Origin of the sequence: Amycolatopsis sp. NPDC051758 (assembly GCF_044453095.1) — a bacterium.
Taxonomy (GTDB): Bacteria; Actinomycetota; Actinomycetes; order Mycobacteriales; family Pseudonocardiaceae; genus Amycolatopsis.
Genome location: NZ_JBITCJ010000001.1, coordinates 1 through 16673 on the forward strand (window position 1 = coordinate 1; position 16673 = coordinate 16673).

The following is a 16673-nucleotide window of genomic DNA, read 5'->3' on the forward strand; positions in this document are numbered from 1 at the left end:
TAACGAAGAGGTCCCAGGTTCAAGTCCTGGTAGGCCCACGCAGGTCAAGCCCGGTTCGCGTCTCGCGGACCGGGCTTTTGCGTGACCTGAGTGACTATGCGGGTGACTGTGGCTCCCGGGAGACCTCGGCTTCATCGGCAGTTGCCTGCCCACGCACGTCCACGACGATGCCCGAAACGGTCGTACGGTCCTGCGAATAGCTGGTGAGGATGACGTTGGTGAATACAGCTTTCTCAGCGAGTCGCCGATCGATCGTCGGGAGAGCACCAGTGAAGGTCGCGCTGGCGAACGAGGCGTCGCCGCTGAAGGTCGCGTTGTCGAACGTGGCCTCGCTGGTAAAGATCGCGCGGTCGAACACGGCCTGGCCGCTGAAGGTCGCGTTGTCGAAGGAGGCCTTGCGAATGAAGGTCGCGCCGCGGAACCAGACGTGGTCGGTGAAGGTCGCGTTATAGAACGTGGCCTTGCGGGTGAAGGTCGCGCCGCGGAACCAGGCTTGGTCGGTGAAGGTCGCGCTGTCGAACAGGGCGTTGCCGGTGAAGGTCGCGCCACCAAACGCGGCGTCGCCGGTGAAGGCTGCTTCATTGAACCAGGCGTGGTCGGTGAAGGTCGCGCTGTCGAACCAGGCCTCGCAGGTGAAGGTCGCGTTGTCGAACCAGGCCTCGCGGGTGAAGGTCGCGCCGCGGAACCAGGCTTGGTCGGTGAAGGTCGCGCTGTCGAACAGGGCGTCGCCGGTGAAAGTCGCGCTGTCGAAAAAGGCGCTGCCGGTGAAAGTCGCGCTGTCGAAAAAGGCGTCGCCGGTGAAGGTGGTGCCGCTGAAACGGCCGATCCGTGGTCGGCAGTTCCTCGGGGTGAAGTCGATGAGGTGCGCGTCGGTGAGGTCGAGGTCGATGTCGGCCCAAAACTTCCGGCGGTTCTGCGGGGCAAGGTGATCGGTGAGGATGCGCTGGCCAGCAAGTCGGACTTCGCGTTCTTGAATCCATTCCTGGTGTTCCACGCTGTCGGCCGCCGGGGCAGAGCTGGGAGGCGTGTAGGGCATGCGCAGGTAGGCGCAGATGACGTTGACGATGCTCTGCCGCTGCTCAGGATTGTCGTGGGCGAGCCGTTCGAGAGCGTAGAGGCCAGCCAGGCGCACTGGGGCCTCAATCGAGCCGAGTTGGTCGGCGGCCTTGGTGTACAGCTCGGTGACGTTCTTCTCGGTCGCGTCGCTCTCGTTGTGCCACTGCCGCCGCACCGCCAGCAGTAGCGCGAAAATGCCCGTGGTGCCGGCGCCGATGCCGAGCCCCGTCTTGATCGCATCGACCCGTGCGGCACCAGGATCCTTCGCCGCGGTGGCTTCGCCCAGCAGCCAGTTGGTCGCAACCCAGGCCACGACGACCACCACGATCGCGGCAGCGGCGACGACCCACCAGCTCATTCCTGAGGCCCGTGTCCGCGGCGCATGCTGTCCTCGCAGCCGCCAACCAGCGGCGGTCATACCCACTCCGGCAGCAGCGAACAGGGCTAGCGGCACTGCGTGCGGGCGTGCCCACCTGCCCAACGCCGGCCAGTCGACCCACCCGAACAGCACCGTCATCCCGGCCAACAGTGCGGCCCCGCTGAGCAGCAGCGCTCCGCGCGCCGGCGCCCAGTCCAGCGCGGGCAGGCGAGGCAGCGTTGGCTTCCGCTTCGTCACGCACGGTCAGTCGCCGTCGAGCCACCTGGTGCTACACCAGAGTGGGGTTATAAGAGAGGACTACAGAGTGGCTAAGCAGCCCTAAATCTCGCTCAAGTGCGGGCGCCATCCCCGTCTCCCCGGCTTACCTTGGTGGAGACGAAGGGGGGCCCACATGGGCTGGATCGTCTTCGGGATAGCGATTGTGGCGCTGCTCGCGATCGCCTTGATGGCGGACCTGCGGGACCACGGCCGCGGCGGCAAACGGATCGCGGGTGGCCTCGGCGAAGCGCGCCGCGATGACCTGGCGCAGAACCCGCAGGTCGGTGACCAGGGCAGCTATCTGAACCTCCCCTGACGTCAGTCGCGTTCCATCGTGAGTACCGCGCTCGTGCCTTGGGCGACGTCGACCTCGATGCGGCCCTGGTTGCTGTCGGCGAGCTCGACCTCCCAGCTGGGCTGGCCCTGCGCGGTGTCCTGCTCGACTCCCAGCGATCGGCCGCCGTACTTCTGGGTGGCGATCCGGGCGGCTTCCGTCTGGTCGACCGCGTGGGGCGCGCTCCCCGGCGGAGCAGCCGGGGCGGCAGGCGGCGTCGACGAGCTGCACGCGGCGGTCGCGACCAGCAGGGCAGCGGCACCGGCGATCAGCACGGCTCGCATGAGAGGACTCCTTCCGTTGACGACTTACCCCTCCGAGGGTGTCTTCGCGAGAAGGTGACGACATCAGGGCCCGACCCTGAAATCTCCCGGATACAGGTCAGCCCTGCCGGGAAGAGAAGGCCGGCAGGGCTGAGCAGTCACGGTCGGCACGCGCCACGGTCGCCTCTCGGCGGTGGGCGCATCGCGGCTCCAGCCGGACGGAACTCCGCGAAGGCAGTGGTTGAGGCCCGGGGGACACGGTGGGCGCACCGACCACTGGGTACAACAGGATCACCGGGTCCGGTATTTCCCCGCGCGTGTGACGTGCGTTACCGGCAAGATCGTGGTTCCACGTGGAACCACGGCCCCCGACGCCGGTTCGTGCCGGTGCAGTAACATCACGGGGTAAGGGAAGCAAGCTGAGAAGGGGGCTTCGGTGAAGAAGCTGCTGGCACTCGCGGTCATCGCGGGCGGCGTCCTGTTCGTCGTGAAGCGCAACAAGGCGGCCAAGGCCGAAGCCGACCTCTGGCGCGAGGCGACCGCACCGGTCCCCTCCAGCAACGGCACGACCCCGGCCAAGCCGGCGAGCGCGTCCCAGAACTGAGTCTTCGCGGGCGGTTCGCCGCTCGCGCCCGGGGCTGTAGCTCAATTGGTAGAGCACCGCCTTTGCAAGGCGGGGGTCAGGGGTTCGATTCCCCTCAGCTCCACAACCCCAGGGACGTGACAAAGGCCAGGTCAAGCGGTGTTTCCGCCGGCCTGGCCTTCGTCGTATCAGGCGGCTGTGTTGCCCGCCGTGCCCCCTGCGTGCCCCTCGCCCCGCTGGCGGGCACGTTTTCGAGCCCTCTTGCCCTGCGGACGTCGCCGGGCCTGCTCGATGTTGCCGCTCATCGCGTCGGCGATCGTGTGGTCACGCTCGCGCCGCGCGCGCTGGTAGATCAGCGCTGCCCGCGTGGTCGAGTGGCCCATCCGCGCCATCAGCTCCCGCGTCGTCGCGCCACCTTCGGCAGCCAGCTCGTTCCCGCTGTGCCGGAGGTCACGGAAGTGGACGTCATCCGGGATCTTCGCATCCTTTCGAGCCTTGACCCACAACCGTCGGAAGTTGTGCCTGCGAAGCCGACCACCCTGCGGGCCAACGAAAACCAGACCGTCCGCGCCCGGCTCGGCGTACCGCGCGATGTGCTCGCGCAGGTCACCCACGATCGCCTTCGGAACGGCCACGCGACGCTTTCCGGCCTCACTCTTCGGTCCCTTGATCGTCGAACCACCCCGCAGTTCTGCTTGCGAGCGCAGCACGCGAATCTCGCGACGTTCGAGGTCGACGTCTCGCCTGCGCAGCGCCGCCAGCTCGCCGAACCGCGGCGACGCGAACGTCGCCAACAGGATGAGCATCCGATACCGCGGCTGGATCGCGTCGGCGACGGCGAACACCTGGCGAATCGTCAGCACCGGCCGTTCGGCTGAGTTGTCCTCGCCAGCACCCTTGATGCGGCACGGGTTCCGCTTCACGATCCGGTCCTCTTCAACCGCCGTGTTGTAGATCGCGCGAAGCAACCGGTACGCCTTCGCCACTAGTCTCTACAACTGGAACGCACCGCCACCGTCGAACAGGGCCAAACTCGCTGAGACGGTGCGTTCTCCAATGTTGTGAACGCTAGGGCTCGACAACTCGACTACTGCATTTCATCGGGGGTATCCTCCTCGTTAATCTCCTGGATCTGGTTAAAGAACTTCGGGTTGACGTCCACTATGATTTCTGCGCCAATCTCACGTTCGATGAGGTCGATTGCCCTCCTTGCCATCCTATTTGGAGGAGATCTAAACCAGATCGAGTAGCCGCCCGGCCCTACGCTGGTTACGTAGTCGTCAAGATCGACCCTGTTTTTCATTCTCAAATTCACGAATTCATTGAATTCTCGCTGACCTAAGAGCCGTGCATGGCGAGTAAAACCGGGATCTGATCGAATGTCGACCCTGGCTTGCCTGCTTAGCTGGTCAACGTCATGGGAAATTGAACGCTGCGAGCGATCCAGGCCGCGAACAGTCGCCAAGAGTTCCTCTAGGATTTCCCGCTCTGGTCGCTCGGCTTGAATAAGAGCAGTTTGAGCGAGTGGGCCAGACTTTATCGCCTCCACCTCTTCGTGAAGTTCTGGCCACCACTTGCTTAGAAGCTTGTCAATCATGCCGTCATCGAGCGGCTTCTGTGCGACCGCATTCAAGGCTCGCACAATGCTCTTCATTCCAGCTTCATCAAGAATCTGTCCTTGAAATTGACCGAGCGGGTTCTCTATATCGGCCAAGCCGAGATTGATCGCAAGAGGTACGACGTGACTTGCAGATACCGACTTCGCTAATGCGCCTGCCTCGAAGTTCAGCCACGGCTTTGCCTGATTGTCCGCCGTGACAAAGATAATTCCGAAGTCTGTCGCTTCAAGCTGCGTAGAAATCTCCGCCTGCCAGCGAGTTCCCGCCTCAATGCTGGACGACATAAATGGCTCAACTTCGTTTATCAGGTAGGGAAGCCATCCCTTTACGGCGGCGGCAACTTGGCGACTATAGTCGCCGGACCAGCTTAAAAATACCCTCATACGCGGTCATCTTAGTGGTGTGACAACGAGGAGCGCGGGGGCATCCGGCGCGCTGGTTGAGATGACTTCCGTTAGGTCTTGATCAATTACTCGCCATCAAGAGGTCTGATCCTTCTGGTCATCACCGGCCAGTCTGCCTCGGAATGGCCTGTAGAGCAGGCCGCAGCCCGAGTGTGAGAGCAAGCGACAAGGCTCGGCAGCCGGGTGGCATGCGAAGGCTTCTGGACGGCAATTGCACGCTGAGTGCGCCTACAGCCCCGGCGATAGCCGGAATTTCGCTGCCTGAGACCGCCGTACGCGGCTGACGATGATGACGGCGATGGATCCGGCCCGGATACCGTCGTAGGCGCTCTGAGAGCCGGTTTTTGGACGATGGCTGTCTCCGTCGGCGGTTAGAGCGCTCACGCCTGGCGTTCAGGAGAGTGACACCTGCGGGGTGTCGACGCTGTCACACCTGTCACTCCGCCTAGTCTGACCTGCGCGTTTAGGTGTGACAGGTGAGTGACACCGAAGGCGACAACAATTTTCCCACTCTACTACTATGTCTCTCCAGTCACGAGCAGCGAAAATAGGCTGAACCAGGGACGCGGATCCCTGGTTCAGCCTCTTGTACTTGTCGTGCCCCCCGCGTGCCCGTTGCCGGGGAAGCGAGCAGGGAACATCGGGCAGCGCACGTTGCTGACCAGGCAATACGAGTTCTGCAGCTCGCCGGCGAAACCGGTTCGCACCTTTGCAAGGCGGGGGTCAGGGGTTCGATTCCCCTCAGCTCCACAACCCCGGAAGAGGGCCGGCGCGAAGCAGGCCCTCTTCCGGCGAAATCAACGCAGGAAACTGATCACCGCGTCCCGGCCCGCGTGGCCGCGTTCGCGGTTCTGGATCGAGTGGGCCTCGCCCGGCACGATCACCAGCTTTCCTTGCGGTGCAACACGAGCCTCCTCCTGCGCCCACTCCAACGGCGTCGACAGGTCACGATCGCCGTTCAGCAGCAACACCGGGACGTTCGGGAGCCCTGAAGCCGGGTTCGAGCCGACGCGCTCCGCCGGCCATGGCAGGCAGCCCTGGATGAAACCCTGCCGCGTCGCCACTTCCGTTGTGTACGGCCAAGTTGCCGACGCCGGTAGTGCACGCGCGGCCAAGGACAACAGCGGCTGCCGCAGGGCCACCGGTGTTGCCGACGTGCCCCACGGGAAGCGCTGGTCCGCGCACAGCGTCGCCGCGTGGAGGCCTGAGCTGTAGTCCGCCGGGGCGACGTCCTCGGTTGTGTAGCCCTCGACCACCTGATCCAGCCACTCCGGTGCGCCGCCGCGAGCCGCGTGCAGTGCGCCGATGACGTCGCCCGCGTCGGGGGATCGGTACGTCGGGTCGTTGAACTCGTAGGCGACGATCGCGTCGAAGATCTTCACACCTTCGGCCGGGCTGCGGTGGCGCACCACCCACGCGAGGTCCTCCGCCGGGTCGAAGCCGCAGGCCGGGGCCGCCGCACACGCCGTGCGCAACACCCTTGCCTCGGCCGTCAAGCCCGTCAGGTACAGCGTCGCCGAGGGGGTCGAGTGGTGTGGCAGCACGGAATCCAGCACCACCTTGCTGACGTTCCCCGGGTGCGCAATCGTGTATCGCGCCGCCGTGAACGACCCGTACGAGACGCCGTCGACCACCATCTTCGGCACGCCCAGTGCGCGCCGAAGCTGGTCGAAGTCCGCGACGCTCTGGTCGGTCGAGTACAGCGGCGCCGTGGTGCCGAGGATGCGCGCGCACTCGGTGACCGCGTCCCGGGTCGGCGTTGCGATGTCCGAGCTGCCCACCTGGGTCTGCAGGCCCGGGCAGTTCAGCGCACCGGCGCCGGTGCCGCGCTGGTCGAGCATGACGAACCGGTAGTCCTTCGCGACCTCCGGCAGCCGCTGCGTCGCGATCCGCGTGATGGTGCCGACGCCGCCCTGCCCGGGCCCGCCGGTCAGGAACAGCAGCACGCCCTTCGGCGCGGACACGTTGTCGGACGTCGCGACCGGCAGGTCGAGGGTGCCCGGCACCCGGCCGGTGTGGTCGAAGGGCACGGTCAGCGTCGAGCAGGTGAAGCCCGGTTGGCCCGGGCACGGATGCGGGTCCGTCAGCGTCGGTCGTCCCCCAGGACGCGCGTCGGCCACGGCCACACCCCCGAGTGCGGCGGTCAGCGCCAGGACCAGCCCGGCGGTCAGCATCTTCGAGCGCATGACTGCATCATGCGCACAGCCGCCGGCGTGCGGTCTACCCCCGATCAGGGCTTGACGCAGGAGATCTTCCCGCGCACCGCTCCCGTCGGGCTCGCTTCGCCGGCCGTGTTCGGTGCGTTGTCGCGGCGGCTGCCGTCGGACTGCGTGACGCACAGGCGGCCGTCCGGCAGCAGCACCGGGCTGGTCGGGAACTCCAGCGGTCCGCCGTTGCGCAGCTTCGACGCCGGATCGGCCGGGTTGCGGAAGTACTCGACGACGCGGCCGTCGCGCCGGGCCAGGACGATCGCATTGCGCTCGTTCGCCGCCGTCCAGACGTTGCCCGCGCGGTCGAGGACGATCCCGTCGGCGCCTTCGAGGTACGGGTGCTGCACTTCGATGTCGTCCAAGCACAACGTGTTCGCCGGGAACGCGGCGTCGCACCCGGTGGCCGCGCGTGGCCGGCCCGAGCGGTCCATCGGCACGCGCCAGAGCGCGCCTCGCGCGGTGTCCGCGACCAGCAGCGTGCCGTCCGCGGTGAACGCCAGGCCGTTCGCGACGAGGTGCTGCGAACCCGCGGTGTCCGCCGCGGTCCGGCCGCTCGGCGTGATCGTGACCGTGCCCGGCGGCAGGCCGCGCACGTCCCGGCCCACCCCGCCGGCGATGACGTCGCTGACCATCGGCTGCACGCGGAACACCTCCGCCGCGACGCCGTCCGCGCCGGCCCGCCACACCCGGCCCTGGCCGGTCACACCGTCGGAGATCCACAATGCGCCGGACTGGTCGAACGCGACGCCGTTCGCGCCCGGGACGCCGCTGGTGAACACCGTTGCCGCCGGTGGGTTCGCCGCGTCCGGCACGAACGACACCACGGTGTCGGCGTTCGCGACGTACAGCCGGCCACGGCGGTCGAACGTCAGACCCGCGGGGCTGCACGGCGCCGGGATCGTGCCGACCACCGCGGCCGGGCCGCCGGAAGCGGCGACGCGGTAAACAGGACAGGGGTCGGCGCCGCGTGCCGGGGCGTAGAGGTTTCCCCGGCCGTCGGTGGTCAGGCCTTCGATGCCGAGCGGGGCGGCGAAGACCGTCTCGAACACGGCGGGGTGGTGTGAAGCGGTCATGTCACCGGCGGACGCGCCGGACAACAGCCCGGCGGACAGCGCGATGGTGGCGGTGAGGACGACGGTTCGGCGCATCAGGGCCTCCGTTTTGTCGGATTTCCTGCCTACGCCGCCGCGCCCGGGCCGTCAAGGCCAGAGGCGCTCGCGGACCCAGCCGCCGTCGGCCTTCCGGTACCGCAGCCGCACGTGCCGGCGGTCGTGGCTGGCCTGCCAGAACTCGACCTCGTCCGGGTCCACCAGGTACCGCGTCCAGGTTTCCGGGGCCACACCGGGGTTTTGTTCGACCCACCGCTCGGCTTCCGCGGCGGCGGTGTCGAGTTCGGCCGGGTCGCGCAGCACCTGCGACTGGTGCCCGATGAACGCTTCGACGCGGGAAGCGGGCGGCCGGGCCAGGAAGTCCCCGGCGGACACCTCGGGCGCGGCGGGGGAGACCGGCCCGCGCAGCCGGACCTGCCGGCCGCGGCCGGGCCAGAAGAACGTCAGTGCCGCGCGCGGATCCTTCCGCAGTTGCAGCCCCTTCGGGCTTTCCGAGCTGGTGGCGACCGCCCAGCCGCCGGGGCCGACGTCCTTGAGGATCACCACGCGCGCGTCGGGCGCGCCATCGGCGTCCACTGTGGACAGTGTGACGGCGTGCGGCGCCAGCACGTGCTCGCCGGCCTCGGTGAGCCACTCGAGGAAGAGCTCCTGCGGGTCGGCCGGCGCCGTTTCCGGCGTGAACACGGGAAGTTCTTCGGGGAACGACGGCCAGCCGCGCAACGCCACCATGTCAGTAACCGTACGGCCCCTGCTGCGGCGGGTGCCCCGGCGGTGGGTAGACCGGCGGCTGCGGCCCGGGCTGCCCCGCGTACGGCGGCGGAGGCACCGGCGGCGCGGCCATCGGCGGCTGCTGCTGCCAGCCCGGTGGTGGTGGCTGCTGGGCCGGCTGCTGGGGCGGCTGTGGTTGCTGCGCCTGCCATTGCGCCTGCTGGTAGGCCTCGGCGGGCTGCGGGAAGCAGAACGTCAGCTTGGCCCGGATCGCGCCGTGCATCGCGGCGCCCCAGACCTTCCCGCCGGTGAACGCGTACGTCTGCCCGGCCGTCAGGTCCACCGCGACCATCCGCGTCTCGCCGCCGAACTGGTTGCTCGTCTTCGCCGACGCGGCCTGCGCGGCGTCCGGGTAGACGCGCGGGGCGACGAGCCCGGCGATCACCACCGATCCCGCGGTCCAGCCCATGGTGCCGATCATGTTCGCCCGGGCGTGCTGCGTGGCGCGGGCGGTGAAGTCGTACAACGCGGCGGCGCTGACCTCGGGGACGGGCGCGGCGACGACGCAGTAGTTCATCGTCGTCAGCATCACCGACTCGGTGAACAGCCCGACCACGGCCGTCGCGGGCCCGATCTGCACGGAGTTCAGCCGGCCGCCGGAGCGCTGGACGCGTTCGGCCACCACGCCGAGGTACTGCTCGGGGGTGAGCACGCCGGGACCTCCCTTGTCGAGACACGGCCATCGTCGCATGCCGGGCGGTCACGGCGAGTTCAGCCAGCGGTTTTCACACATGCTTCATGGTTGACTGTGCGCGCTATGCGACGACTCGTACTTCTCGCGCCCGCCGTGGCCCTGCTGGCCGGCTGCAGCGCCACCATCGTGACCGGCACCGCGACCCCCAGCCCGCCGTCGGCGTCCGCCGGAACGGCCGCGGGCGCCCAGCTGCCACCGGACCCCGAGCCGGGGGCGACCGAGGACTGCCCGTACCTCGACAAAGAGTTCGTGGCCGAGTCGAACGGCCAGCACGTGTCGAAGGTCCGGGTGTCGGCCGACCAGCCGCACCCGGCGTGCTTCTTCTACCGCCCGGACGGGAAGATCCAGCTCACCGTCCGTGTCTACGTCGGGGATCCGGCGACGGCCACGGCGCTGGTCAACAAGGCCGCGCCGGTCGACTCGACAAACCCGGCGAGCGACCCTTCCGGCTGGAAGGGCGGCTACCAGTCGTCCGACGACGGCGCCGTTTACGCGGTGGCGAAGGGGGATGCGGCCGTCATCGCGACGACCAACCAGAAACAGAGCGTGAAGGCACGCACAGTGGTCAAGAAGGCTATCGCCGCCCTGAAGCTCTAGGTAGCGCCTCCACACGGGTGAGTGATGTTGATCTTGTATTACCCTGTGCGTCACGCGCAGGCTTCGTGGACTCGCGCACCGCAGCCACCGGGGGATCCCCACCCCGGGGCGGGGCACAACTCTGCAACGACAAAGGACAAGATTCGTGGCTGACACCCTCAAGGACATCCTGCTCGACTCCAGCCGTCGCCCGGCGGTCGTGACCGACTTCGGAGACCTCGTCGACGCCGAGGTCTCCGACAAGGGCGGCGTTTCGGGTGCCGTCGTCAAGACCGGCTTCGCCGCGGTCAAGAAGATCAAGCCGGGCATCATCCCCTCGGCCGTCGACACGCTGCTGCCGGACTTCGCCACCGCGCTCGAGCCGTTCTACGGCGACTACCGCGCCAAGGGCGGCAACGACTTCGGCGCCTACCTGGTCGGCCGCTCGGACGAGGCTTCCGACGCGCTGCTGAGCGTCACCGACTCGCGCGCGGAGAAGAGCAGCCGCGACAGCATCAAGAAGGTCTACGGCAAGCTGCGCCCGAACGGCAAGAAGAACGTCGAGGAGGCGCTGCCCCGCCTCGGCGCGCTGATCGACAAGCACGCCGCTGCCGTCTGATCAGACCCCACGCACGACTGAAGAGGCCCCCGGGGCACCCCGGGGGCCTCTTCGTGTCGTGTTCAGTTCTTCTTCTCGGCCGGTGCCGCGGACGGCGCCTTCCCGTTCGCCGTCGGGCTCGGCTTCGCCGCTTCGGCCGGCTTCGGCGGCGCGGGCGGGGTGGCCTTCGGCGGCGCGGGCGCGACCGGGGGCTCCTGCTTCGAGCGGAGGGCGTAGGCGGCGCCGGCGCCGACCACGACCAGACCGAGCAGCCACGGCCACTTGCGACGGCTGCGCGTGCCCTTGGCCGCGGCCTTCGCCTCGACCACAGCGGCGTAGAAGTCCTTCTTCGCCGCCTTGAAGTCCTTCTTGCCGCGACGCTTCGACTCGCCGGCCGACTTCGCCGCCTTGATGGCGGCCTTCTTGGCCTTGCGGCCAGGCTTGCGCAGCTCGGAGAGCCGGGCGAGGGCCTCCTTGCGGGCGGCCTTCGAGCTCTTCTTGAGCTCCTTGCGGGTCAGTTCCGTCTTCTTCGCCAGCTGTTTCTGGACGCGGCGGCCGGACTTGGCCCCCTCGGAGACCAGCTTGTCGGCGGCGTCGACGGCCTGGGCAGTCGCCCGGGACATGGCCTTCACCTCATCAATCGTTTTGGCACTGCTTTGTTGCCCGTAACCTATCGTGCCCTTTTTCGCGCTGCTTCGCTCCGTCTTCCTGCGTGAGTACCCGGTTACTCACCCGGCAAAGCCCCCCGGACCCCCCGAAAGCTTGAACCGGTGGCACGATGAAGCGCGTGAAAGCGACGCTGCACACCAACCAGGGTGACATCCACCTGAACCTGTTCCCCGACCACGCGCCGAAGACGGTCGCGAACTTCGTCGGGCTCGCGGAAGGCACCAAGGAGTACACCCAGCCGAACGCGGCGGGCACGAACTCCGGCCCCTTCTACGACGGTTCGATCTTCCACCGCGTCATCGACGGCTTCATGCTGCAGGGCGGCGACCCGACCGGCACCGGCCGCGGTGGCCCCGGCTACAAGTTCGGCGACGAGTTCCACCCGGAGCTGCAGTTCAGCAAGCCGTACCTGCTGGCCATGGCCAACGCCGGGCCCGGCACGAACGGCTCGCAGTTCTTCATCACGGTGGCGCCGACGACCCACCTCAACTTCCGGCACACGATCTTCGGCGAGGTGGCCGACCAGGAGTCGCGCACCGTCGTCGACAACATCGGCCGGACGTCGACCGGGCCGGCGGACCGTCCGCTGACCGACATCGTGATCGAGAAGGTCACCGTCGACCACGAGGGCTGAGTTCACGAGGTTTCGGTAGGTTGGTTCCATCGTGAACCAACCGCCGAACCCCGCCGCGCAACCCGAAGCCGCCCTCCCCGGGTGCTGGTGGCACCCGAACCGCCCGACCGGACTGAGCTGTTCCCGGTGCGGGCGTCCGGCGTGCCCGGATTGCCTCCGCGAAGCCCCCGTCGGCTTCCACTGCACCGACTGCGTCCACGCGGGCAGCCAGGAACAACGCCGTCAGCACCGCGGCTACCAGGGCGCCGGCTTGGGCGTGCGCACGATCGCCGGCGCGCGCCCGTCCGAGTCGTTCCTGGCGACGCAGGCCATCCTCGCGGTCAACGTCCTCGTCTTCGCCGTCACCGTCCTCCAGGCCCGCAGCCTCAACGACAACCAGACGTCCGGCGTCTTCCAGGTCGGCGTGCTGTGGGGCCAGGCGACGCTCGGCGCCGGCGAGTGGTGGCGCCTGTTCACCTCGGGCTTCCTGCACTACGGGCCCATCCACATCGCGGTCAACATGTTCTCGCTGTGGATGATGGGCCGCGCGCTCGAGCCGGTCTTCGGCAAGGTCCGGTACCTCGCGCTCTACTTCGTCTCGATGCTCGGCGCGTCCACCGCGGTGCTGCTGTTCGACAGCCTCGACGGCGGGACCGCGGGCGCGTCCGGCGCGCTGTTCGGCCTGATGGGCGCGTACGCGGTCATCGTGCTGAAGCTGCGCCTGAACCCCACCGGGCTGATCATCACGCTCGCGCTGAACGCGTTCATCACCTTCGGCGTCGCGAACATCTCGATCCTCGGCCACGTCGGCGGCCTGGTCACCGGCGCGCTGGTGACCGTGGCGATCCTCTACGCGCCGAGGACGCGCCAGACGACCTACCAGGTGGCCGGGATCACGATCCTCGTCGTCGCCATGGTGGGCCTGCTGATCTTCAAGGACACCGAGGTGGCGGCCCAGACGTGCCACTTCGTCCAGTACCGCGGCCAGGAGCTCTACAGCTGCGGCTAGCTCCGCGCGCGCAGCGTGCTGAGGACGTCCAGGACTTCGCGCGGGTCCTCGCCGAGGTCGAGCCACCCGAAGACGTACAGCTGGTCGTCGTGCTCGATTTCGAGCGTGACGCCGTCGCGGCCCATCCGCCGGGTGGTGCGGAGCCGGGTGCGGGTCTGCGCCCACGGCAGCCGCTGCGTGCCGCTCAGCGTCCGGGTCACCAGGCCGTCGGTGTCGGCGGCCAGCCGCGGCCGGACGAGCGTGGCGTGGGTCGCGAACGCCCCGACGGCCACGGCCGCCAGCGCGAACAGCACCAGCCCGCCGCGGTCGCCGGTCAGCGCGTCGGCCACCACGCCGATCAGCAGCAACGCGGTGACCGCCCACGCCGATACCACAACGGCCTGACGCGGTGCCCATGAGGTGGGGTAGTTATCCACAGGGGTTATCCACACTGGGGATGAGTCACACCGGTGTAATTCGGCGTCAAGCCGCCATTCGGAGTAATAATCAACGCCAGCGCATGGTCATCAGCAGACCTGCGATCATCAGCGCAAAACCGCCGGCGAAGTTCCAGTTGCCCAGATCGGCCATCCAGGAGATCTTGTCCCCGGCGATGTAGTTCACCAGCAGCCAGATCAGGCCGAGCAGCATCAACCCGAACATCGGGATCTTCCAGGCCAGGCCCGTGGGGCCGGCGGCCCGCACCTTCACCGGCGTGCGCCGGTCGGCAGGTGGGGTGTAAGCGGTCTTCTTGCGGACCTTGGACTTGGGCATCGTGTGTTCCTCGCGGTGCTCTTCGGGCTCGTCTGGTGGCGATGTCCCGCTGAGGGTGCGCAACCAGCGCCACGTGCACACGTTAACGTAAACGACCGCAGGAAAGCAGCGGCCGGGAGTGGTCGGATTTTCCCGCACCGTGACAAGGGCGTCACCCAGGGTTCGACGCGGCTTGAGAGGAGCTTGCGTGACGATGCGCGAAGGACCGGATGACGACCGGCGCAGACACCCCGGACAGCGGCCGGTGCCCCAGCGTCGGACGCCCGCCACGCCCCCGCGCGGCCAGGTGCCGCCGCGGCCGCCCCAGGGCCCGCCGCCCCGGCGTCCGCAGGGCCCGCCGCCCCGTCGCTACACCAGCCCCGCCCCGCCGCCCGGCGCGGCCGAAGAGACCGTCGTCTTCGCCCCGGTCGGCAAGGGTGGCACCGCGACCAAGGAGAAGCCCGCCCCGGCGCCGCTCGGCAAGGGCGGCGTCGCGATCCGGACCGCCGGCGAAGTCCTCATCACGCTGGGCCTGGTCGTGCTGCTCTTCATGGTCTACGAGCTCTACGTGACCGACCTGTTCTCCGCCGGCAAGCAGTCCGAGGCGAGCGACCAGCTCGACGGCGAGTGGGCGCACGACCGCACGCTGCACCCCGAGCTGATCGACGGCAAGGCGTTCGCCCGGATCCACATCCCGACGTTCGGCGTCGACTACAACTTCACGATCCAGGAGGGCACGGACGACGTCGCCCTCGAGGTCGGCCCCGGCCACTACAAGGGCACGTCGCTGCCCGGCGAGCCCGGCAACTTCGCCGTCGCCGGCCACCGCGTCGGCAAGGGCGCCCCGTTCAACGACCTGGACAACCTCTCCTCTTGTGACCAGATCGTGATCGAGACGTCCACCGACTTCTACATCTACAAGGTGCTGCCCTACGACGACGAGATCGAGGGCTGGGCCGGCGGCAAGGGCGCCGACCCGAAGTGCAAGGGCGTCTCGACGCTGCGCGACACGAACGCCGAGGACGGCGGCGCGTACAGCGAGACGTTCGGCCGCAAGGTCGTGCTGCCGAGCCAGGGCACCGCGGTGAACCCGGTCCCGTACAAGGACGCCGAAGTGCTCCCGAAGGCCCAGCAGGCCGCGCTGCTCACGCTCACCACCTGCCACCCGCAGTTCTCCGCCAAGGAACGGCTCATCATCACCTCGGTGCTGACCCAGCAGGTGCCGAAGAACCAGGTCAAGGACTACGGCGACCTGCTCTCGAAGATCGGGGAGGCCTGATGTACGGGTGGCTCTGGCGCAAGTTCCCGGGTCCGTTCGCGGTGAAGCTGACGATCGCGGTGGTGCTCGCGCTCGGCGTTGTCGCGCTGCTGATGTTCGTGATCTTCCCGTGGCTGGAGCCGCGGCTGTGGTTCAACGAGGTCGCGGTCAACTGAGGTTCGGGATCTTCCTGGTCAGCGGCCGTTTCCCCGGCCAGTCGGACGGTGACGTCCTCCGCCGGTCGGTGCGGGCCGCCGAGCTGGCCGAAGACGCCGGCTTCGACGACGTCTGGTTCGCCGAGCACCACTTCATGCCCTACGGCGTCTGCCCGTCGGCGATCACCCTGGCCGGGCACGTGCTCGGGCGGACGTCGCGGATCGGGGTCGGCACCGCGGTGAGCGTCCTGTCGACGACTCACCCCGTCGCGCTCGCCGAACAGTGGGCGATGCTCGACGCCGTCTCCGGCGGGCGGCTGCGGCTGAGTGTCGGGCGTGGTGGGCCGTGGCAGGACCTCGAGGTGTTCGGCACCGGCCTGGACCGCTACGAGACCGGCTTCGAAGAGACTCTCGACGTCTTCTTGCAAGCCACGACCGGCCGCGCGCACGCCCGGGGAAGACACTTTGCCTTCCGGGACGTCCCTCTCGTGCCGGCGCCGGAGCGGCGGCCGGACGTCGTGGTCGCGTGTGGCGGGCCGAAGTCCGACGCCGTGCGGCAGGCCGCGGCGCGGAACCTGCCGTTGCTGCTGGGACTGCACGCGGACGACGACGAAAAAGCCGCCACCGTCGCGGCCTACGGAAAACCCGCGGCCCACGTCTCGACCGTGCTCTGCCAGGTGGGCGACGCCGGCGTTGTCCGCCGGGCGCTGCCCGGGTGGCTGGCGGCCGGGCTCGGTGCGCACGTCACGGTCGACGGGCGGCCCGGGCCGACGCGGGATCCGGGGGACTACACCGAACGGCTCTGCGCGATCCACCCGGTCGGCGACGCGGCCCACTGCGTCCGGACCCTGGAAACGAGCCTCCGGCGCACCGGCGTCTCCCACGTGCTGATGTTCGTGGAAGCGTCCGGTACGCCGGAGGGGACTTACAAAAACATCGCGCGGATCGGCACCGAGGTGCTGCCCGCGCTGCGGGCTAGCAGTCCCGCAGCTCCGGGCTCTGGTTGAGCAGCTGGCCGCGCGGCGAGACGAACGCGCGGTAGCGGTCACCGTCCACATCGGACTTGAAGACGGCGACCCGGTGGCAGTTCTGGAAGGCCAGCTTGACGCCGAAGTGGCGCTCGAGGCCGCCGCGGATCGCGTCCGAGGCCAGCGCCCGCAGCAGCTGCCCGCGGGCGGCCTCGCTCGGTGGCGGCGTCTCGTTGTCGGCGAAGCCGTCCGCGGCGCCCTCGGCGTCGGCGATGACGCCGGTGATGACCTCCCAGGCGTACGGCAGGGATTCCTTGACGCAGGTGACGAACTCGGCGTCGGTGACCTCCCCGCGCTCGGCCTTCTCCAGCAGCGCGGGTGACACGTCCAGGGACATCGAACCTCCAGTTTGAGCAGG

General features: G+C 68.5%; 21 protein-coding genes and 1 tRNA gene. 10 read left to right on the plus strand and 12 right to left on the minus strand.

Features of this window, described 5'->3' with window-relative positions:
• Window positions 1-94 precede the first annotated feature (94 nt).
• The gene (locus tag ACIA5G_RS00005; protein ID WP_395919999.1) at window positions 95-1672 is read right to left on the minus strand and encodes a pentapeptide repeat-containing protein; all 1578 of its coding nucleotides are present in this window, start codon (window positions 1670-1672) and stop codon (window positions 95-97) included.
• A gap of 154 nt (window positions 1673-1826) precedes the next feature.
• Here ACIA5G_RS00005 and ACIA5G_RS00010 point away from each other — a divergent pair, with 154 nt between their 5' ends.
• Window positions 1827-2009, plus strand: coding sequence for a hypothetical protein (locus ACIA5G_RS00010; protein WP_395920000.1), 183 nt, complete (start codon window positions 1827-1829; stop codon window positions 2007-2009).
• A 2-nt stretch (window positions 2010-2011) separates the two neighbouring features.
• Here ACIA5G_RS00010 and ACIA5G_RS00015 read toward each other — a convergent pair whose 3' ends face one another.
• Window positions 2012-2311 carry a PepSY domain-containing protein gene (locus tag ACIA5G_RS00015; protein WP_395920002.1) on the minus strand — a complete coding sequence of 100 codons (300 nt, stop codon included), beginning with the start codon at window positions 2309-2311 and terminating at the stop codon, window positions 2012-2014.
• A gap of 415 nt (window positions 2312-2726) precedes the next feature.
• On the opposite strand from ACIA5G_RS00015, the gene ACIA5G_RS00020 reads away from it, so the two are divergent.
• Window positions 2727-2894 carry a DLW-39 family protein gene (locus tag ACIA5G_RS00020; RefSeq protein WP_395920003.1) on the plus strand — a complete coding sequence of 56 codons (168 nt, stop codon included), beginning with the start codon at window positions 2727-2729 and terminating at the stop codon, window positions 2892-2894.
• A gap of 30 nt (window positions 2895-2924) precedes the next feature.
• Window positions 2925-2997: transfer RNA gene (locus tag ACIA5G_RS00025), tRNA-Ala, on the plus strand.
• Between the two features lie 64 nt (window positions 2998-3061).
• On the opposite strand, the gene ACIA5G_RS00030 is transcribed toward ACIA5G_RS00025, so the two are convergent.
• The 6 genes from ACIA5G_RS00030 to ACIA5G_RS00055 all read right to left on the minus strand — a co-directional run bounded on the left by ACIA5G_RS00030 (window position 3062) and on the right by ACIA5G_RS00055 (window position 9635).
• Window positions 3062-3796, minus strand: a complete 735-nt coding sequence (locus tag ACIA5G_RS00030; protein ID WP_395920005.1) for a tyrosine-type recombinase/integrase — start codon at window positions 3794-3796, stop codon at window positions 3062-3064.
• 164 nt (window positions 3797-3960) lie between these two features.
• Window positions 3961-4875: a hypothetical protein gene (locus tag ACIA5G_RS00035; RefSeq protein ID WP_395920007.1), complete on the minus strand. Its 915-nt coding sequence runs from the start codon at window positions 4873-4875 to the stop codon at window positions 3961-3963.
• 818 nt (window positions 4876-5693) lie between these two features.
• Complete coding sequence (locus ACIA5G_RS00040) at window positions 5694-7082, minus strand: alpha/beta fold hydrolase (protein WP_395920009.1); 1389 nt, start codon at window positions 7080-7082, stop codon at window positions 5694-5696.
• Window positions 7083-7126: 44 nt separating this feature from the next.
• Window positions 7127-8254: an SMP-30/gluconolactonase/LRE family protein gene (locus ACIA5G_RS00045; RefSeq protein ID WP_395920010.1), complete on the minus strand. Its 1128-nt coding sequence runs from the start codon at window positions 8252-8254 to the stop codon at window positions 7127-7129.
• A 51-nt stretch (window positions 8255-8305) separates the two neighbouring features.
• On the minus strand, window positions 8306-8944 hold the full coding sequence (locus ACIA5G_RS00050) for a pyridoxal 5'-phosphate synthase (protein ID WP_395920011.1): 639 nt from the start codon (window positions 8942-8944) through the stop codon (window positions 8306-8308).
• 1 nt (window position 8945) lies between these two features.
• Window positions 8946-9635 carry a hypothetical protein gene (locus tag ACIA5G_RS00055; RefSeq protein WP_395920012.1) on the minus strand — a complete coding sequence of 230 codons (690 nt, stop codon included), beginning with the start codon at window positions 9633-9635 and terminating at the stop codon, window positions 8946-8948.
• Window positions 9636-9740: 105 nt separating this feature from the next.
• Between ACIA5G_RS00055 and ACIA5G_RS00060 the strand changes: the two genes are divergently transcribed.
• Together ACIA5G_RS00060 and ACIA5G_RS00065 are read left to right on the plus strand one after the other, a co-directional pair.
• Window positions 9741-10274, plus strand: coding sequence for a DUF2020 domain-containing protein (locus ACIA5G_RS00060; RefSeq protein WP_395920013.1), 534 nt, complete (start codon window positions 9741-9743; stop codon window positions 10272-10274).
• A 145-nt stretch (window positions 10275-10419) separates the two neighbouring features.
• On the plus strand, window positions 10420-10872 hold the full coding sequence (locus ACIA5G_RS00065) for a DUF6918 family protein (protein ID WP_395920014.1): 453 nt from the start codon (window positions 10420-10422) through the stop codon (window positions 10870-10872).
• 62 nt (window positions 10873-10934) lie between these two features.
• Here the strand turns inward: ACIA5G_RS00065 and ACIA5G_RS00070 are convergent, their stop codons facing one another.
• Window positions 10935-11474, minus strand: coding sequence for a hypothetical protein (locus ACIA5G_RS00070; RefSeq protein WP_395920015.1), 540 nt, complete (start codon window positions 11472-11474; stop codon window positions 10935-10937).
• A gap of 155 nt (window positions 11475-11629) precedes the next feature.
• On the opposite strand from ACIA5G_RS00070, the gene ACIA5G_RS00075 reads away from it, so the two are divergent.
• Together ACIA5G_RS00075 and ACIA5G_RS00080 are read left to right on the plus strand one after the other, a co-directional pair.
• Window positions 11630-12154 (plus strand): peptidylprolyl isomerase, encoded by a 525-nt coding sequence (locus tag ACIA5G_RS00075; protein WP_395920016.1) that lies wholly within the window; start codon window positions 11630-11632, stop codon window positions 12152-12154.
• 31 nt (window positions 12155-12185) lie between these two features.
• Window positions 12186-13142: a rhomboid family intramembrane serine protease gene (locus ACIA5G_RS00080; protein ID WP_395920017.1), complete on the plus strand. Its 957-nt coding sequence runs from the start codon at window positions 12186-12188 to the stop codon at window positions 13140-13142.
• On the opposite strand, the gene ACIA5G_RS00085 is transcribed toward ACIA5G_RS00080, so the two are convergent.
• Both ACIA5G_RS00085 and crgA read right to left on the minus strand, forming a co-directional pair.
• On the minus strand, window positions 13139-13558 hold the full coding sequence (locus ACIA5G_RS00085; RefSeq protein WP_395920018.1) for a PH domain-containing protein: 420 nt from the start codon (window positions 13556-13558) through the stop codon (window positions 13139-13141). The genes ACIA5G_RS00080 and ACIA5G_RS00085 overlap by 4 nt on opposite strands.
• A 70-nt stretch (window positions 13559-13628) precedes the next feature.
• Complete coding sequence (gene crgA / locus ACIA5G_RS00090) at window positions 13629-13895, minus strand: cell division protein CrgA (RefSeq protein ID WP_348952508.1); 267 nt, start codon at window positions 13893-13895, stop codon at window positions 13629-13631.
• Window positions 13896-14088: 193 nt separating this feature from the next.
• On the opposite strand from crgA, the gene ACIA5G_RS00095 reads away from it, so the two are divergent.
• From ACIA5G_RS00095 to ACIA5G_RS00105, 3 genes are read left to right on the plus strand one after another with little or no spacing between them, the layout of a single operon-like run.
• Window positions 14089-15153, plus strand: a complete 1065-nt coding sequence (locus ACIA5G_RS00095) for a class E sortase (RefSeq protein WP_395921824.1) — start codon at window positions 14089-14091, stop codon at window positions 15151-15153.
• Window positions 15153-15308, plus strand: a complete 156-nt coding sequence (locus tag ACIA5G_RS00100; protein WP_395920019.1) for a hypothetical protein — start codon at window positions 15153-15155, stop codon at window positions 15306-15308. The genes ACIA5G_RS00095 and ACIA5G_RS00100 overlap by 1 nt, the downstream gene beginning before the upstream one ends.
• Window positions 15281-16294: an LLM class flavin-dependent oxidoreductase gene (locus ACIA5G_RS00105; RefSeq protein ID WP_395920020.1), complete on the plus strand. Its 1014-nt coding sequence runs from the start codon at window positions 15281-15283 to the stop codon at window positions 16292-16294. The genes ACIA5G_RS00100 and ACIA5G_RS00105 overlap by 28 nt, the downstream gene beginning before the upstream one ends.
• Here ACIA5G_RS00105 and ACIA5G_RS00110 read toward each other — a convergent pair.
• Window positions 16263-16652, minus strand: coding sequence for an SCO5389 family protein (locus ACIA5G_RS00110; protein ID WP_395920021.1), 390 nt, complete (start codon window positions 16650-16652; stop codon window positions 16263-16265). The two genes, ACIA5G_RS00105 and ACIA5G_RS00110, sit on opposite strands and share 32 nt — an antisense overlap.
• Window positions 16653-16673 lie beyond the last annotated feature (21 nt).

Excerpts from the sequence above, each read along its gene's own strand:
- ACIA5G_RS00010 (WP_395920000.1), top strand. The coding sequence starts at position 1,827 with ATGGGCTGGATCGTCTTCGGGATAGCGATTGTGGCGCTGCTCGCGATC.
- ACIA5G_RS00015 (WP_395920002.1), bottom strand. The coding sequence starts at position 2,311 with ATGCGAGCCGTGCTGATCGCCGGTGCCGCTGCCCTGCTGGTCGCGACC.
- ACIA5G_RS00035 (WP_395920007.1), bottom strand. The coding sequence starts at position 4,875 with ATGAGGGTATTTTTAAGCTGGTCCGGCGACTATAGTCGCCAAGTTGCC.
- ACIA5G_RS00040 (WP_395920009.1), bottom strand. The coding sequence starts at position 7,082 with ATGCGCTCGAAGATGCTGACCGCCGGGCTGGTCCTGGCGCTGACCGCC.
- ACIA5G_RS00045 (WP_395920010.1), bottom strand. The coding sequence starts at position 8,254 with ATGCGCCGAACCGTCGTCCTCACCGCCACCATCGCGCTGTCCGCCGGG.
- ACIA5G_RS00050 (WP_395920011.1), bottom strand. The coding sequence starts at position 8,944 with ATGGTGGCGTTGCGCGGCTGGCCGTCGTTCCCCGAAGAACTTCCCGTG.
- ACIA5G_RS00060 (WP_395920013.1), top strand. The coding sequence starts at position 9,741 with ATGCGACGACTCGTACTTCTCGCGCCCGCCGTGGCCCTGCTGGCCGGC.
- ACIA5G_RS00070 (WP_395920015.1), bottom strand. The coding sequence starts at position 11,474 with ATGTCCCGGGCGACTGCCCAGGCCGTCGACGCCGCCGACAAGCTGGTC.
- ACIA5G_RS00075 (WP_395920016.1), top strand. The coding sequence starts at position 11,630 with ATGAAGCGCGTGAAAGCGACGCTGCACACCAACCAGGGTGACATCCAC.
- crgA (WP_348952508.1), bottom strand. The coding sequence starts at position 13,895 with ATGCCCAAGTCCAAGGTCCGCAAGAAGACCGCTTACACCCCACCTGCC.
- ACIA5G_RS00095 (WP_395921824.1), top strand. The coding sequence starts at position 14,089 with ATGCGCGAAGGACCGGATGACGACCGGCGCAGACACCCCGGACAGCGG.
- ACIA5G_RS00100 (WP_395920019.1), top strand. The coding sequence starts at position 15,153 with ATGTACGGGTGGCTCTGGCGCAAGTTCCCGGGTCCGTTCGCGGTGAAG.
- ACIA5G_RS00110 (WP_395920021.1), bottom strand. The coding sequence starts at position 16,652 with ATGTCCCTGGACGTGTCACCCGCGCTGCTGGAGAAGGCCGAGCGCGGG.